13 protein-coding genes are annotated in these 13,395 nt (G+C 64.7%); 10 read left to right on the top strand and 3 right to left on the bottom strand.

Going from position 1 to position 13,395, the window contains the following annotated elements:
• Positions 1-240: 240 nt before the first annotated feature.
• Both IVA91_RS25385 and IVA91_RS25380 read right to left on the bottom strand, forming a co-directional pair.
• Positions 241-1,734, bottom strand: a complete 1,494-nt coding sequence (locus tag IVA91_RS25385) for an NAD-dependent succinate-semialdehyde dehydrogenase (protein WP_247276461.1) — start codon at positions 1,732-1,734, stop codon at positions 241-243.
• Between the two features lie 164 nt (positions 1,735-1,898).
• Positions 1,899-2,219 carry a hypothetical protein gene (locus tag IVA91_RS25380; RefSeq protein ID WP_247276462.1) on the bottom strand — a complete coding sequence of 107 codons (321 nt, stop codon included), beginning with the start codon at positions 2,217-2,219 and terminating at the stop codon, positions 1,899-1,901.
• Positions 2,220-2,545: 326 nt separating this feature from the next.
• Between IVA91_RS25380 and IVA91_RS25375 the strand changes: the two genes are divergently transcribed.
• A complete protein-coding gene (locus IVA91_RS25375) occupies positions 2,546-3,742 on the top strand; it encodes a serine hydrolase domain-containing protein (RefSeq protein ID WP_247276463.1) in 1,197 nt (398 codons plus the stop codon).
• A gap of 288 nt (positions 3,743-4,030) precedes the next feature.
• On the opposite strand, the gene IVA91_RS25370 is transcribed toward IVA91_RS25375, so the two are convergent.
• Positions 4,031-5,032: an adenosine kinase gene (locus tag IVA91_RS25370; RefSeq protein WP_247276464.1), complete on the bottom strand. Its 1,002-nt coding sequence runs from the start codon at positions 5,030-5,032 to the stop codon at positions 4,031-4,033.
• A gap of 123 nt (positions 5,033-5,155) precedes the next feature.
• Here IVA91_RS25370 and murJ point away from each other — a divergent pair, with 123 nt between their 5' ends.
• The 9 genes from murJ (at position 5,156) to miaB (ending at position 13,394) form a co-directional block, all read left to right on the top strand.
• Complete coding sequence (gene murJ / locus IVA91_RS25365) at positions 5,156-6,688, top strand: murein biosynthesis integral membrane protein MurJ (protein ID WP_247276615.1); 1,533 nt, start codon at positions 5,156-5,158, stop codon at positions 6,686-6,688.
• A 94-nt stretch (positions 6,689-6,782) separates the two neighbouring features.
• Positions 6,783-7,835 carry a tryptophan--tRNA ligase gene (gene trpS / locus IVA91_RS25360; RefSeq protein ID WP_247276465.1) on the top strand — a complete coding sequence of 351 codons (1,053 nt, stop codon included), beginning with the start codon at positions 6,783-6,785 and terminating at the stop codon, positions 7,833-7,835.
• Positions 7,836-7,933: 98 nt separating this feature from the next.
• Complete coding sequence (locus tag IVA91_RS25355; protein ID WP_247276466.1) at positions 7,934-8,428, top strand: universal stress protein; 495 nt, start codon at positions 7,934-7,936, stop codon at positions 8,426-8,428.
• Positions 8,429-8,727: 299 nt separating this feature from the next.
• Entirely contained in the window at positions 8,728-9,297 is a 570-nt protein-coding gene (locus IVA91_RS25350) for a NifU family protein (protein ID WP_247276467.1), read from the top strand.
• 158 nt (positions 9,298-9,455) lie between these two features.
• On the top strand, positions 9,456-10,151 hold the full coding sequence (gene tsaB, locus IVA91_RS25345; protein ID WP_247276468.1) for a tRNA (adenosine(37)-N6)-threonylcarbamoyltransferase complex dimerization subunit type 1 TsaB: 696 nt from the start codon (positions 9,456-9,458) through the stop codon (positions 10,149-10,151).
• On the top strand, positions 10,148-10,633 hold the full coding sequence (gene rimI, locus IVA91_RS25340) for a ribosomal protein S18-alanine N-acetyltransferase (RefSeq protein ID WP_247276469.1): 486 nt from the start codon (positions 10,148-10,150) through the stop codon (positions 10,631-10,633). The genes tsaB and rimI overlap by 4 nt, the downstream gene beginning before the upstream one ends.
• A 37-nt stretch (positions 10,634-10,670) precedes the next feature.
• Positions 10,671-11,126, top strand: coding sequence for a Fur family transcriptional regulator (locus IVA91_RS25335; RefSeq protein ID WP_247276470.1), 456 nt, complete (start codon positions 10,671-10,673; stop codon positions 11,124-11,126).
• Positions 11,127-11,130: 4 nt separating this feature from the next.
• The gene (locus tag IVA91_RS25330; RefSeq protein ID WP_247276471.1) at positions 11,131-11,811 is read left to right on the top strand and encodes an HAD family hydrolase; all 681 of its coding nucleotides are present in this window, start codon (positions 11,131-11,133) and stop codon (positions 11,809-11,811) included.
• A 188-nt stretch (positions 11,812-11,999) separates the two neighbouring features.
• On the top strand, positions 12,000-13,394 hold the full coding sequence (gene miaB, locus IVA91_RS25325; protein ID WP_247276472.1) for a tRNA (N6-isopentenyl adenosine(37)-C2)-methylthiotransferase MiaB: 1,395 nt from the start codon (positions 12,000-12,002) through the stop codon (positions 13,392-13,394).
• Position 13,395: the final 1 nt, after the last annotated feature.

The raw sequence follows: 13,395 nt of genomic DNA, 5'->3' as shown, positions 1-13,395 counted from the left end.
AACCACAGACCCCATCAGGCCTTGGCAGGACAAACTCCCAAGGCCTTCGCCGCTACCAAGACCACCGCGATCCAATCAGCGAATTATTGAACATCGACAATTGCGAGCGCAGCGAAGCAATCCAGAGTCTTTCCGCGGAGGGATTCTGGATTGCTTCGCTCCGCTCGCAATGACGCGGAGAGGCCGGTCGGCCGCTCCAGCATTCCTGCCTGGCTCACATTCGCGACGACAACGGCGGGCCTACACCCCCGCCATCATCACGTATTTGATCTCGACATATTCGTCCATGCCGTGATGTGAGCCTTCGCGCCCGAGGCCGCTCTCCTTGACGCCGCCGAAGGGGGCCACTTCCGTGGTGATGAGGCCGGTGTTGACGCCGACCATGCCTGATTCCAGCGCTTCGGCGACGCGCCAGACGCGACCGAGATCGCGGGAGTAGAAGTAAGAGGCGAGGCCGAACGGCGAGGCGTTGCACATCGCGATGACATCCGCTTCGTCCTTGAAGCGGATGACGGGCGCGAGCGGACCGAAGGTTTCCTCCTGCGACACCAGCGAGTCCGGCTTGACGTCGGCAAGCACCGTCGGCTCGAAGAACGAGCGTCCAAGCTCGCTGCGCTTGCCGCCGGTGACGACCTTTGCTCCGCGCTTGACGGCGTCGGCGATATGGCGCTCGACCTTGTCGACCGCCTTCATGTTGATCAGCGGACCCTGCATGACACCGCTCTCGGTGCCGTCGCCGATCTTCATCGCCGCGACCTTCTTCGACAGTTTCTGCACGAACTCGTCGTAGATCCCGTCCTGGGCGTAGAGTCGGTTGGCGCAGACGCAGGTCTGGCCCATGTTGCGGTATTTCGAGACGATGGCGCCTTCGACTGCCGCGTCGATGTCGGCATCGTCGAACACCACGAACGGCGCGTTGCCGCCAAGCTCGAGGCCGAGCCGCTTCACGCCGACGGAGGCCTGCTGGTAGAGGATCTTGCCGACGGCGGTCGAGCCGGTGAAGCCGACGAAACGCACCGCCGGATGCTCGCACAGCACCTTGCCGATCGGCGGCGCGTCGCCCGTGATGATGTTGAACACGCCTTTGGGCACACCAGCCTTCTCGGCAAGCGCCGCGAGCGCCAGCGCCGAGAGTGGCGTTTCGTTCGCGGGCTTCAGCACCACGGTGCAGCCGGCCGCGAGCGCCGGCGAGACCTTTCGCGTGATCATCGAGTTCGGGAAATTCCACGGCGTGATCGCGCCGCAGACGCCGATCGGCTGCTTGATCGCGAGCAGCCGCGCATCGCTCCGCTGCGTCGGAATGGTCTCGCCATAGACGCGCCTCGCTTCCTCCGCGAAGAACTCGACATAGGCGCCGCCGATATCGACCTCGCCGAGCGCCTCGGCGAGCGGCTTGCCCTGCTCGGAGGTGAGGATCAGCGCCAGGTCCTCGCGGTTGGCGACGATCAGCTCGAACCATTTGCGCAAGATGTTAGAGCGCTGCTTGGCGGTGAGCTTGGCCCAGGCCGGAAACGCGCGCTCGGCGGCTTCTACCGCCTTGGTGGTATCGTCCGCGCCAAGTTGCGGGACTTTTGCAAGCTCGATGCCGGTGGCGGGATTGTTGACGGCGAAAACCGGCGAGCCGACCCAGACGCCATCGATGTAGCAGGCTTCCTTCAGCAGCGACGGGTCCTTCAACCGGTCGCGCAGATTGGACGAGGCTTGCGGGGCGCGGGCGGCGGCGGTCGGGGTCATGGCGTTACTCCTCAGGGGGCGATCGGATCGGCCCGGAATATAGGGACAGACGGCGCGCAATGCACCGCCCGGCAACGCACATCTGCTGGGAGTTAAACTGAGAGCCGCAGGTCCCTTATCTCTCTCCAGCCGGGAGAGGTAAGGCATCGCGATCGCCGACATAGCTAGGCCGCGCCGCTCAGGTAAGTCTCGCGGCGGCCGATCATGCGCTCGGCTGCGGCCTTGGCGTCGGCCTTCGAGGATGTCGCACAGGTGCGGTATTCGAGATCGGGGACATGAGAGGTGTCGCGGCGACCGAACCAGGATTTTGAACCGACCGGCAGCAATGCGAGCGCCTGCGCCAGGTTGTCGACCGCGCCGAAGGAATACAGCGCGCCGGTACCGGCGATGCGGACTTCGTAGATCCCTGGCGAAATAGGCGCCTCCAGATTCTCGCCCCGTCCGGGACGGGGATAGCGCTTCCATTCACTCCAGGTCGAAATCATCTGAGGTCCCCCTCGCCGGTCGGCAACATTTGCATCAAGTCTTAATCGGTCCATCGATCGGGCCGGGTGCTGAACGCGACAGCTCACGAAATGTTTCAAGCGCTCGAAAACTCACGAACATATTGCCTGAAGCCATTCAAGGTGAGCGCGAAGTGCGGTCGTCCACCGCAGATTGTGTCACCGTTCAGCCGCTGTCGTGCTGCGCTGGTCGGGGGCCGTCAAGTCACGACATCGCGACCGCCGCGGCAGTTGAGATGCTTGCTGCACGCGACCTCCGGGAGGACAATCGATCACTTCCAACAATAATCAAACCGGAGGAAACCCGCATGCAAAGCCAAGCCCAGATCGACGAAGTTCTGCGTCAGAAGAGCGACGCCAAGGAAATTCCCGGCGTCGTCGCCATCGCCGCCAGCGGCAACGACGTGCTGTATCAGGGTGCGTTCGGCAAGCGCGACCTATCGAAGCCCGACGCGATGACTGCGGACAGCGTGTTCTGGATCGCATCGATGACGAAGGCGGTGACCACTGCCGGCGCGATGCAGCTCGTCGAACAGGGCAAGCTGTCGCTGGATGCGCCGATCGGCGAAGTGCTGCCCGACCTTGCCGAGCCGCAAGTGCTCGAAGGTTTCGACGCCAAGGGCGAGCCGAAGTTGCGGCCAGCTAAGGGGCAGATCACGCTGCGCCAGCTCATGACCCACACCGCCGGCTTCTGCTACAACATGTGGAACGGCGATCTCGCGGTCTATCTGGACAAGACCGGCATTCCCGCCATTACCACCTGCCAGAACGCGGCGCTGAAGACGCCTATCATGACCGATCCCGGCACGCGCTGGGAATACGGCACCAATATCGATTTCGTCGGCAAGGCGGTGGAGGCCGTCAGCGGCAAGCGGCTCGATGCCTATTTGCGCGATAATATGTTCGCGCCGCTCGGCATGAGCGACACCGCCTTCAAGATCACCGACAGCATGCGCAAGCGCCTGGTCGGCATGCATGCGCGCGGCGAGGACGGCCAGTTCGCATCGATCCCGTTCGAACTCGAGCAGGAGCCGGAATTCCACATGGGTGGCGGCGGCCTCTATTCGACCGCCGGCGACTATATCAAATTCACCCAGATGATTCTCAACAAGGGCCGCGGCAACGGCAACCAGGTGCTGAAGGCGGAGACGGTCGCGACGATGGGGCAGAACCACATCGGCGATCTTGCCATGGGCAAGATGACCACGGCGGCGCCGATGTACACCAATGACGTCGATCTCTACCCGGAGCAGATCAAGAAGTGGGGTCTCAGCTTCATGATCAACACCGCCAAGACCGCGGAAGGGCGTAGCGCAGGCAGCCTGGCTTGGGCGGGCCTCGCCAACACCTATTACTGGATCGACCCTTCGCGCGACGTCACCGGCGTCATCCTGATGCAGCTGTTGCCGTTCGCCGACGCGAAATGTTTGGAGGCGTTCGCGGGCTTCGAGCGAGGGGTTTACGCCGGGCTCGATGCTGCTGGGAGCGGGCAGAAGGCGGCGTGAGGAGCTGATGCTCTCGCCATTCGCGGCGGATCGGCTGTGTCGAAGTGAGACGGCGGCAGAGACGTGAACTCCCATCCTGCCCTGGAGGGGGAGGATCGGTTCGCATGTAGCAAGGCTGCATGCGAACCGAGGTGGGGTGAAACCGCGGCGAAGATCTCATGTAGAAGGCCATGTAAAGGCCGCGAATGCACGCGAGCCAGAACGCACCACCGAACGCGCTGAAAGACCTTCACCCCACCCCGCTCGCGCTGCGCGCGATCGACCCTCCCTCTCCAGGGGAGGTAGGAGCTACCCCGTCACCCCGCGCTGCTCCGCGAGCTCCTTCAGCGATACCTGCGGGCGGGCGCCGATATGCTGGATCACTTCGGCGGCGGCGAGCGCGCCGAGCTGGCCGCACTGCTTGTAGGGCAGGTTGCGCGCCACGCCATAGAGGAAACCCGCGGCGAAGAGGTCGCCGGCGCCGGTGGTGTCGACCACCTTGTCGACCGGGAATGCCGGCGCGGCAACGGAATCTTCCGCTGACACCACCATGCAGCCCTTCTCGCTGCGGGTGACGACGCCGAGATTGACGTCGTTGCGCAGCTGCTTCAGCGCGGCATCGAAGTCGGACGTCGTGTAGAGCGAATGCAGCTCGGCCTCGTTGGCGAACACGATGTCGACGGTGCCGTTACGCATCAAAGACAGGAACTCGTCGCGATAGCGATCGACGCAGAAGGAATCCGACAGCGTCAGCGCCACCTTGCGCTTGGCGTCATGGGCGATCTTGGCCGCCTTGACGAAGGCGTCCTTGGCGTTCTTGGGGTCCCAGAGATAGCCTTCGAGGTAGACGATGCTGGCGCCAGCGACCTCGGCTGGATCGATATCGGCGGGCGACAGATCCTGCGCCGCGCCGAGATAGGTGTTCATGGTGCGCTCGCCGTCGCCGGTGACCAGGATGTAGGAGCAGCCGGTGGCGGGGCCGTCCGTTGCGGCTGGCGTGTTGAAAGCGACCCCGGCGGCGCGGATGTCGTGGATATAGAGCTTGCCGATCTGGTCGTCCTTGACCTTGCCGACATAAGCGGCGCGTGCCCCTAAGCTGCCGATGCCGACGATGGTGTTGGCGGCCGAGCCGCCCGAGACTTCCGTCGCCGGGCCCATGTCCTTGTAGATGGCGGCCGCCCGTGCCTCGTCGATCAGGGACATGCTGCCCTTGGTCATGCCATGCTTGGCCAAAAAGGCCTCGTCGGTCCTGACCAGCACGTCGAACAGCGCGTTGCCGATGCCGAGAACGTCATATTTCACGTCAGCCATTCACCTTGATCCTGTTGCCCGATTGCGATTACCGGGGAAATCCGCTTCCTGTCGGCCTGAAATCCGGTTCGCGGCCTATCACGACCAGCCCTTCGCGGGCAAGCAACGGTATTATTGCGCCCGATGATCCGCTCCTTCCTGACCGTCTCGACGGGAACGCTGGCCTCGCGGCTGCTGGGCTTTGCCCGCGATTCCCTGATTGCGGCGCTGCTCGGCACCGGCGCCGTGGCGGACGCGTTCCTGGCCGCGTTTCAACTCGTCAACGTGGTGCGCCGGCTGCTCAGCGAGGGGGCGCTGAATGCGGCGCTGGTCCCGGCCTGGTTGCGCGTCCGCGACCGCGATGACGAGACGGCTGCGGCGGCATTCGCGGGACGGGTGCTCGGCACGGTCTGCGCGGCCCTGGTCGCGATCTCGATCGGCATTGCAGTGTTGATGCCGCTGATCATCACGGTGATCGCGCCGGGATTTCTCGGTAGCGGGACGCTCGATCTCGCCGTGCAGAACGCGCGGCTGATGCTGCCTTATCTCGCTTTCGCCGGCCCCGTCACCGTGCTGATGGGGCTGCTCAACGCGCAAGGGCGGTTTGCGCTGACGGCGTTCTCGCCGCTGCTGTTCAACATCGCGCTGATCGCCGCGATCGCGGCGCTGTTGCTGTGGCACGCCGATGCGGCCCTCGCTGGGTGGATGCTCGCCGCCACCGTCGGTATTGCCGGTCTGCTGCAATTGCTGATGCTGCTATCGCAGCGAAGCGCGCGCCTTGCAACGCCACTGCGCGTGAGTTTTGACAAGGAGATGCGGGCCTTTTTTGCCAAAGCTATTCCCGGCATGATCGCAAGCTCGGGCCCGCAATGGCTGATCGTCGCGGGCGCGATCATCGCCTCCGCAACACCGTCGGCCGTATCCTGGCTCTATTTCGCCAACCGCTTGGTCGAGCTGCCGCTTGGCATCGTCGGCGTCGCCATGGGTACGGTGCTGGTGCCGGAGCTGACCCGCGCGGTCGGTAGCGGCGACCACGTCGCGGTGGCGCACGCGGAATCGCGTGCGCTGGAGCTGGCGACTGGCCTCGCCGTGCCGGCCACGTTCGGTCTGATCGTGCTGGCCGACCCGATCGTACGGCTATTGTTCGAGCACGGCGCCTTCAGCGCCGATGACAGCGCGGCCACCGCGCAAGCACTGGTGTGGCTGGCGCTGGGCCTGCCGGCGCATGTGCTGATCAAGGCGCTGTCACCGGCCTTCTATGGCCGCAGCGACACGATGACGCCGCTGCGCGCAATCGCCAACGGTTTCGTGGTGACCGTCGTACTCGCGCTCCTGCTCGGTCATGTCTTCGGCGCGAGCGGGATCGCGGCGAGTATCGCGGCCGGTGCCTGGAGCAGCGCGCTCTCGCTGCTCCGGAAAGGCACGAGCGAGTTCGGCTTCTCGGTTGACGCGAGCGCCCGCACGCGATTGCCGCGGATCGTGCTGGCCGCCTCGGCGATGGGCGCCCTGCTCTGGCTGACCAGGGGTCTCGTACCTGCCGAGACCCATGGCTTCATCAAATTCGTCGCGCTGGGTGTGCAGATCGCGACCGGGATCGTCGTCTACGGCCTGCTCCTGCAAATTCTCGGCGCAGCCTCCTGGCGCGAGGCGGTTAACGCGTTGAAACGACCGGCCTAAATCGCGAGCCGCCCGAATTGCCCTTGACGGGGCTGCGCCGCTGTTGGAAACGACGGCCGAATAGCTTCAGGAAGGCTTGCCAGGAAAACTAACCATGCCATTCGTTGAACGGGTATTTTCGGGCGTCCAGCCGACGGGCAATCTGCATCTCGGCAATTACCTCGGCGCGATCGTCAATTTCGTGAAGATGCAGGAGACCCACAACTGCATCTATTGCGTCGTCGACATGCACGCGATCACGCAAGGGGTCGACGTCTGGGGCGGGCCGGCCGAGCTCACGCGCAACACCCGCGAGGTGACCGCGGCGTTCATCGCTGCCGGCATCGATCCCAGGAAGCACATCGTGTTCAACCAGAGCCAGGTCTCGGGACACGCCGAGCTCGCCTGGATCTTCAATTGCGTCGCGCGCATGGGCTGGCTCGGCCGCATGACCCAGTTCAAGGAGAAGGCCGGCAAGGACCGCGAGAACGCCTCGGTCGGGCTGTTCGATTATCCCGTGCTGATGGCGGCCGACATCCTGCTCTACCGCGCCACCCACGTGCCCGTCGGCGAGGACCAGAAGCAGCATCTCGAGCTGTCGCGCGACATCGCGCAGAAGTTCAACAACGATTTCGGCGACTCGATCCGCAGCCAGGGCGGCAATGACGGCCTGTTCTTCCCGCTGCCGGAACCCCTGATCACGGGTCCGGCAACGCGCGTGATGAGCCTGCGCGACGGCACCAAGAAGATGTCGAAGTCCGATGCGTCGGACAATTCGCGCATCAATTTGACCGACGATGCCGACACCATCGCGCAGAAGATCCGCAAGGCGAAGACCGATCCGGAGCCGCTGCCGACCGAGGAGAAGGGCCTGGAGGCACGCCCCGAAGCCGACAATCTCGTCGGCATCTTCGCCGCGCTCTCCGGCCGCTCCAAAGCCGACGTGCTGCGCGATTTCGGCGGCGGCCAGTTCTCCAGCTTCAAGAACGCGCTGGCCGAGCTGTGCGTGACCAAGCTCGCGCCGATCGCGGGCGAGATGAAGCGCCTCGTGGCCGACCCCGGCCATATCGACGCGATCCTGAACGAAGGCTCGGACCGGGCCCGCGCCATCGCCGACGAAACGATGAAGCTTTCGAAAGACATCGTCGGCTTCATCCGCCGGCGCTGATCAACGCGTCTGGCCGGCGTCATAGCGCCGGCCACTCCCCTCTCCCAAACATTGCGGGAGTGTGGCAGCATGCCAGCCGTGCACACGCCGGGACATGCATGACCAGCAAGCGACTTTGCTTCGAGCCGGGTCACAAGCCCAAATGCCTCGTCGTCGTCGATGACACCGCCGAATGGGATCGCGCGGTTTATTACGCCAGCCGCTGGGCGATCCGCGGCGGCGGCGGCGTGGTGATGCTTCGCATCATCGAGCCCGACCAGCAGAGCCAAGAATGGCTGGGCGTCGCCGACATCATGCGCGCCGAGGCGCATGAAGCGGCGGAAGCCGCGCTCGACCGCGCCGCCGGGAGAGCCAACGGGATCGCGGCGATCACGCCGGAACGGGTGATCCGGGAAGGCGCCGCGATGGAACAGCTGCTCGCAGTGATCGACGAGGACCCCGACATCGCCATGCTGGTGCTGGCCGCAAGTCCTGGTGCGGAGGGACCGGGGCCATTGGTCTCGCTGCTTACGCATGCGCTTGGAACGTTTCCCGTTCCTGTGACGATCATCTCGGGTGCGCTGAGTGACCAAAGCGTGGACTCGCTGTCGTAGCGGTGCCTCTTACCCTCCCCTGGAGGGGGAGGGTCGGCACGCGATCGAGCGAAGCGAGACGGGTGACGGGGTGGGTGATCTCTCCGCTCGGGCACCGCATCCCTGGAGAGACACCCCGCTATGCATTGCGCTTCGCTTCATGCGTAGCGACCTTCCCCCTCCAGGGGAGGGTAAATGGCCCAAGTCTCTGATTTTCATTAACTAATGTCTCTTCTCCCCTTGATCGTGCGTTCCCCATCGCCATCTGCTAGGGAAGAGAGCACGCGCCGGCCTTGAACCGGCGACGTCTGGAGAGAACCATGTTCATTCAAACCGAAGCCACCCCCAATCCCGCCACGCTGAAGTTCATTCCCGGCCGCGTCGTCGTCGACGGCAGCCCAATGGAATTTTCGAGCCGCGAAGCCGCAAGCCGCTCGCCCCTCGCCGAAAAGCTGTTCGACGTGCCCGGCGTCACCGGCGTGTTCTACGGATCGGACTTCATCACCGTGACCAAGGCGAGCGGTGAGTGGCAGCAGCTCAAGCCCGCAATCCTCGGCGCCATCATGGAGCACTATATGTCCGGCGCGCCGCTGCTCGCCGACGGCACAGCGCAAAGCGATGCCGAGCTCGACGACGAGGACGAGTTCTTCGATGAGGCCGATGCCGAGACGGTCGACATGATCAAGGACCTGATCGAGACCCGCGTGCGGCCGGCGGTCGCCAATGACGGCGGCGACATCACCTTCCGCGGCTTCAAGGACGGTATCGTCTATCTCAACATGAAGGGCGCCTGCTCGGGCTGCCCGTCGTCCACCGCAACGCTCCAGCACGGGATCCAGAACCTCTTGAAGCATTTCGTGCCCGACGTCATCGAAGTCCGGCCGATGTGAGTTGCACGGTCTGCGCATCGATTTCGCGCCGTCATGCCCGGGCTTGTCCCGGGCATCCACGTTTTTTGGGGCCGCAAAGTCGTGGATGGCCAGGTCAAGCCCGGCCATGACGGCCAGAACTTTAGGCATCATCCAATTGCCAATGCTATGATCGCGTTATGCTGATCCTCGCCATCGATACTGCGCTCGACGCCTGCGCGGCCGCGGTGCTCGACACCGAAACGGCCGAGCTGCGCGCGCAGGAATCGGTGCCGATGAAGCGCGGGCATGCCGAAGCGCTGATGCCGCTGATCGCGCGGGTGATGAAATCGGCAGAGCTCAGCTTCACCGTGCTCGACCGCATCGCGGTCACGGTCGGTCCCGGCAGCTTCACCGGCCTGCGCGTCGGTATTTCGGCGGCGCGCGGCTTTGCGCTCGCGGCGAAGCGGCCGGCCATCGGCCTGACCACCTTGTCGGCCTATGCGGCCGCCGTCGTCGGCCAGAACAGATCGGCGCCCGTGATCTCCGCGATCGACGCGCGGCACGACCATGTCTATTTCCAGATCGTCGCCGGCGACGGCAGCCAGCTGGTGCGACCGAGGGTCGCCGGCATCGATGAGGCGATCGCGGCCTCGCAATTCGGCGCGCCGCATCTAGTCGGCAATGCCGCAAACATTCTCGCCGAGCGCTGGCCGAAGGATGCACCGCAACCCGTCGCGGTCGACGCACAGGCTGCGCCTGATATCGGCTGGGTCGCCTGGCTCGGCGCCGCGGCCAATCCCGACACGACCCCAGCGCGGCCGTTCTATCTGCGCGCGCCCGATGCCAAGCCGGCCGCGCAGCCACAGCTCGCAGCAAAAGCCGCAACCTCATGATGAGATGGTTATCGCAATGGTGGCGCGGCGGCACCGCCGCCGTTGAGCCCGCGTCCGCGCGCGATGCCGCACGGCTGGCGCAGCTTCACGGCGCCTGCTTCGCACGCGGCTGGGGCGAAGGCGAGTTTGAGACCATGATCAGCGAGCGCAACACGCTGGTGCATCGCTTGCGTCTCGGCCGCAAGACGATCGGCTTTGCGGTGTCGCGGATCGGCGCGGACGAAGCGGAAATCCTCTCGATCGCGGTCGATCAGGCTCATCGCGACCGGGGTCTCTCCCGCACGCTGCTGATGACCCATCTCGGCCATCTCGCGGGACGCGGCGTGCGCACAATATTTCTCGAAGTCGAGGAAAATAACCAACCGGCGCGCCGACTCTACGATCGGGCCGGATTCACGGTGGTCGGACGGCGCGAACGCTACTATAAGCAGCCGACCGGGGAACAGCTGAACGCCCTTCTGATGCGACGTGACTTGGCGTAACATTGATGGCAGAAAGCGCCCCGTCAGGCAGACAATCATGACCGCACTGAAAACTTCTTCCGCATCCAAGGCGTCCGGCATCGAGGCACGGTGCGCCGCCACCGGCATGCGCATGACCGAGCAGCGCCGCGTCATCGCCCGCGTGCTCGCGGAATCGGTCGATCATCCTGACGTCGAGGAACTGTACCGGCGCTGCGTCGCCGTCGACGACAAGATCTCGATCTCGACGGTCTACCGAACGGTGAAGCTGTTCGAGGATGCGGGCATCATCGAACGCCACGATTTCCGCGAGGGCCGCGCGCGCTATGAGACGATGCGCGACAGCCATCACGACCACCTCATCAACCTGCGCGACGGCAAGGTGATCGAGTTCACCTCGGAGGAGATCGAGAAGCTCCAGGCCGAGATCGCCCGCAAGCTCGGCTACAAGCTGGTCGATCACCGGCTCGAGCTCTATTGCGTCCCGCTCGACGACGACAAGCCGACGTCTTAGTTTAGTGCCTATCGATCTCATCATCTTCGACTGCGACGGCGTGCTCGTGGACAGCGAGGTGATCTCCTGTCGTGCGCATGCGGATGTGCTGACCAGGCACGGCTATCCGATCACGTCGGATCAGGTGTTCGAGCGCTTCCTCGGCCGCTCGACGCGGCAGGCCAATCTCGAGATTGAGACCGAGCTCGGTCGCAAGCTGCCCGAGGCCTATCACGGCGATCTGCAGGACGAGCTATTCCGCTCCTTCGAGGCCGACCTCGAAGCGATCCGCGGCATCCATGATGCGCTCGATATCGTTACCCAGCACGTCTGCGTCGCCTCGAGCGGCTCGCACCAGCGCATGCGCGTGAGCCTGGGGAGCACGGGCCTCTACGAACGCCTCGCGCCGAACATCTTCTCGGCCTCGCAGGTGAAGAACGGCAAGCCGGCGCCGGACCTGTTCCTGTTCGCGGCAAAGCAGATGGGCGTGCCGCCGGGGCGCTGTGTCGTGATCGAGGACAGCCTGGCCGGGATTGCCGGCGCCCGGGCGGCCGGGATGGCGGTGTTCGGCTTTTACGGTGGCAGCCATTGCCGCGACGGCTACGCCGAAACGCTGCGCCAAGCCGGCGCCGACCTGCTCTTTGCCGACATGCATCGGCTGCCGGAGCTGATCCGGCGGGCCGAGGCGAAGGCCCTGGCGGGCTGATTTTCGGTCTCTGACCGCCATCCGGGTCGGCGCGAGGCGCGTGAACCCGGAATCGCGCCAAAACCTCTGGATTCCGGACTTTGCGACTGCGTCGCGCCGGAATGACGGCCCAAGGGGGCGCCATTCGCTGGATTTTCGCCGCTCCAGCCTATATCTGAGGGCCGTCCTCCACCTCAATTCCGGGTTCCATGACGCCGCCGCGCAAGCTGCACATCAAATCATATGGCTGCCAGATGAATGTCTACGATGCGCAGCGCATGGTGGACACGTTGGCTCCGGAAGGATTCGTGGAGACGGCCAGCGTTGATGACGCCGACCTCGTTATCCTCAACACCTGCCATATCCGCGAGAAGGCCTCGGAAAAAGTCTATTCCGAACTCGGCCGGCTGCGCGTGGCCAAGGACGAGGCGGCGCGGGGCGGCCGCGCGATGCAGATTGCGGTCGCGGGCTGCGTGGCACAGGCCGAGGGCGAAGAAATCGTGCGCCGCGCGCCCGTCGTCGACGTCGTGGTCGGACCACAGAGCTATCATCATCTGCCCGAGCTGTTGAAGCGCGCGAGCGACGAGGGTCGCGCGATCGAGACCGAATTTCCCGCTCAGGACAAGTTCGGCTTCCTGGCGCAGCCGAAGCCCGACGCGATTCGCGCGCGCGGCATCTCCGCCTTCGTCACTGTGCAGGAAGGCTGCGACAAGTTCTGCACGTTCTGCGTCGTGCCGTATACGCGCGGCGCCGAAGTTTCCCGTCCGGTGGCAAAGATCGTGGAGGACGTGAAGCGGCTCGCCGACAACGGCGTGCGCGAGCTGACGCTGATCGGGCAGAACGTCAACGCCTATCACGGCGAGGGGCCGGACGGAAAAACCTGGCCGCTCGGCCGGTTGCTCGAGCATCTGGCGCAAATCCCGGGCATCGCGCGGCTGCGCTATTCGACCAGCCATCCCCGCGACGTCGATGACAGTTTGATTGCGGCCCATCGCGATCTCGGCCCGCTGATGCCGTTCGTGCACCTGCCGGTGCAGTCGGGCTCGGACCGGATTCTGGCCGCCATGAACCGCAAACATACCGCCGATGATTACCGGCGGGTCATCGATCGTTTCCGCACCGCACGCCAAGACATTGCTTTTTCATCAGATTTTATCGTCGGCTTCCCCGGCGAGAGCGAGCAAGATTTTCTCGCCACTCTCGCGCTCGTCACGCAAATCGGCTACGCTGCGGCTTATTCGTTCAAATACTCCGCCCGGCCGGGAACGCCGGCCGCGGATATGCAGGAGACGGTGTCCCCCGCCGAGATGGACCAGCGATTGGAGCGGCTCCAGGAACTGATCGACAGCCAGCAATCGGCCTTCAACAAGGCTGCGATTGGCTCAACGGTGGACGTGCTGTTCGAGCGTCCAGCCCGCAAGGAAGGCCAGATCGTCGGCCGCACCGCTTACCTCCAGCCCGCGCATGTGATGGCCTCGGCCGACATCATCGGACAGATCCTGTCGGTCCGGATCGACAGCCTCGAACGCTACAGCTTTCTCGGCGAGCTCGTGACGCCGCGCAACGCGCGCGAGCCCGCTTTATCGCAAGCCACTGGAGCCTGAA

The organism is Bradyrhizobium sp. 153 (genome assembly GCF_023073835.1).
Classification (GTDB): Bacteria; Pseudomonadota; Alphaproteobacteria; order Rhizobiales; family Xanthobacteraceae; genus Bradyrhizobium.
Note: the sequence above shows the minus strand (reverse complement) of the source record. Positions and strands in the feature narration are given on the sequence as shown.

Bases quoted from the DNA above. Each gene is read 5' to 3' on its own strand.
- trpS (WP_247276465.1), top strand. From the start codon at position 6,783: ATGCCATTCGTTGAACGGGTATTTTCGGGCGTCCAGCCGACGGGCAAT.
- IVA91_RS25350 (WP_247276467.1), top strand. From the start codon at position 8,728: ATGTTCATTCAAACCGAAGCCACCCCCAATCCCGCCACGCTGAAGTTC.
- IVA91_RS25370 (WP_247276464.1), bottom strand. From the start codon at position 5,032: ATGGCTGACGTGAAATATGACGTTCTCGGCATCGGCAACGCGCTGTTC.
- IVA91_RS25335 (WP_247276470.1), top strand. From the start codon at position 10,671: ATGACCGCACTGAAAACTTCTTCCGCATCCAAGGCGTCCGGCATCGAG.
- rimI (WP_247276469.1), top strand. From the start codon at position 10,148: ATGATGAGATGGTTATCGCAATGGTGGCGCGGCGGCACCGCCGCCGTT.
- tsaB (WP_247276468.1), top strand. From the start codon at position 9,456: ATGCTGATCCTCGCCATCGATACTGCGCTCGACGCCTGCGCGGCCGCG.
- IVA91_RS25355 (WP_247276466.1), top strand. From the start codon at position 7,934: ATGACCAGCAAGCGACTTTGCTTCGAGCCGGGTCACAAGCCCAAATGC.
- IVA91_RS25380 (WP_247276462.1), bottom strand. From the start codon at position 2,219: ATGATTTCGACCTGGAGTGAATGGAAGCGCTATCCCCGTCCCGGACGG.
- IVA91_RS25385 (WP_247276461.1), bottom strand. From the start codon at position 1,734: ATGACCCCGACCGCCGCCGCCCGCGCCCCGCAAGCCTCGTCCAATCTG.
- miaB (WP_247276472.1), top strand. From the start codon at position 12,000: ATGACGCCGCCGCGCAAGCTGCACATCAAATCATATGGCTGCCAGATG.
- IVA91_RS25375 (WP_247276463.1), top strand. From the start codon at position 2,546: ATGCAAAGCCAAGCCCAGATCGACGAAGTTCTGCGTCAGAAGAGCGAC.
- murJ (WP_247276615.1), top strand. From the start codon at position 5,156: ATGATCCGCTCCTTCCTGACCGTCTCGACGGGAACGCTGGCCTCGCGG.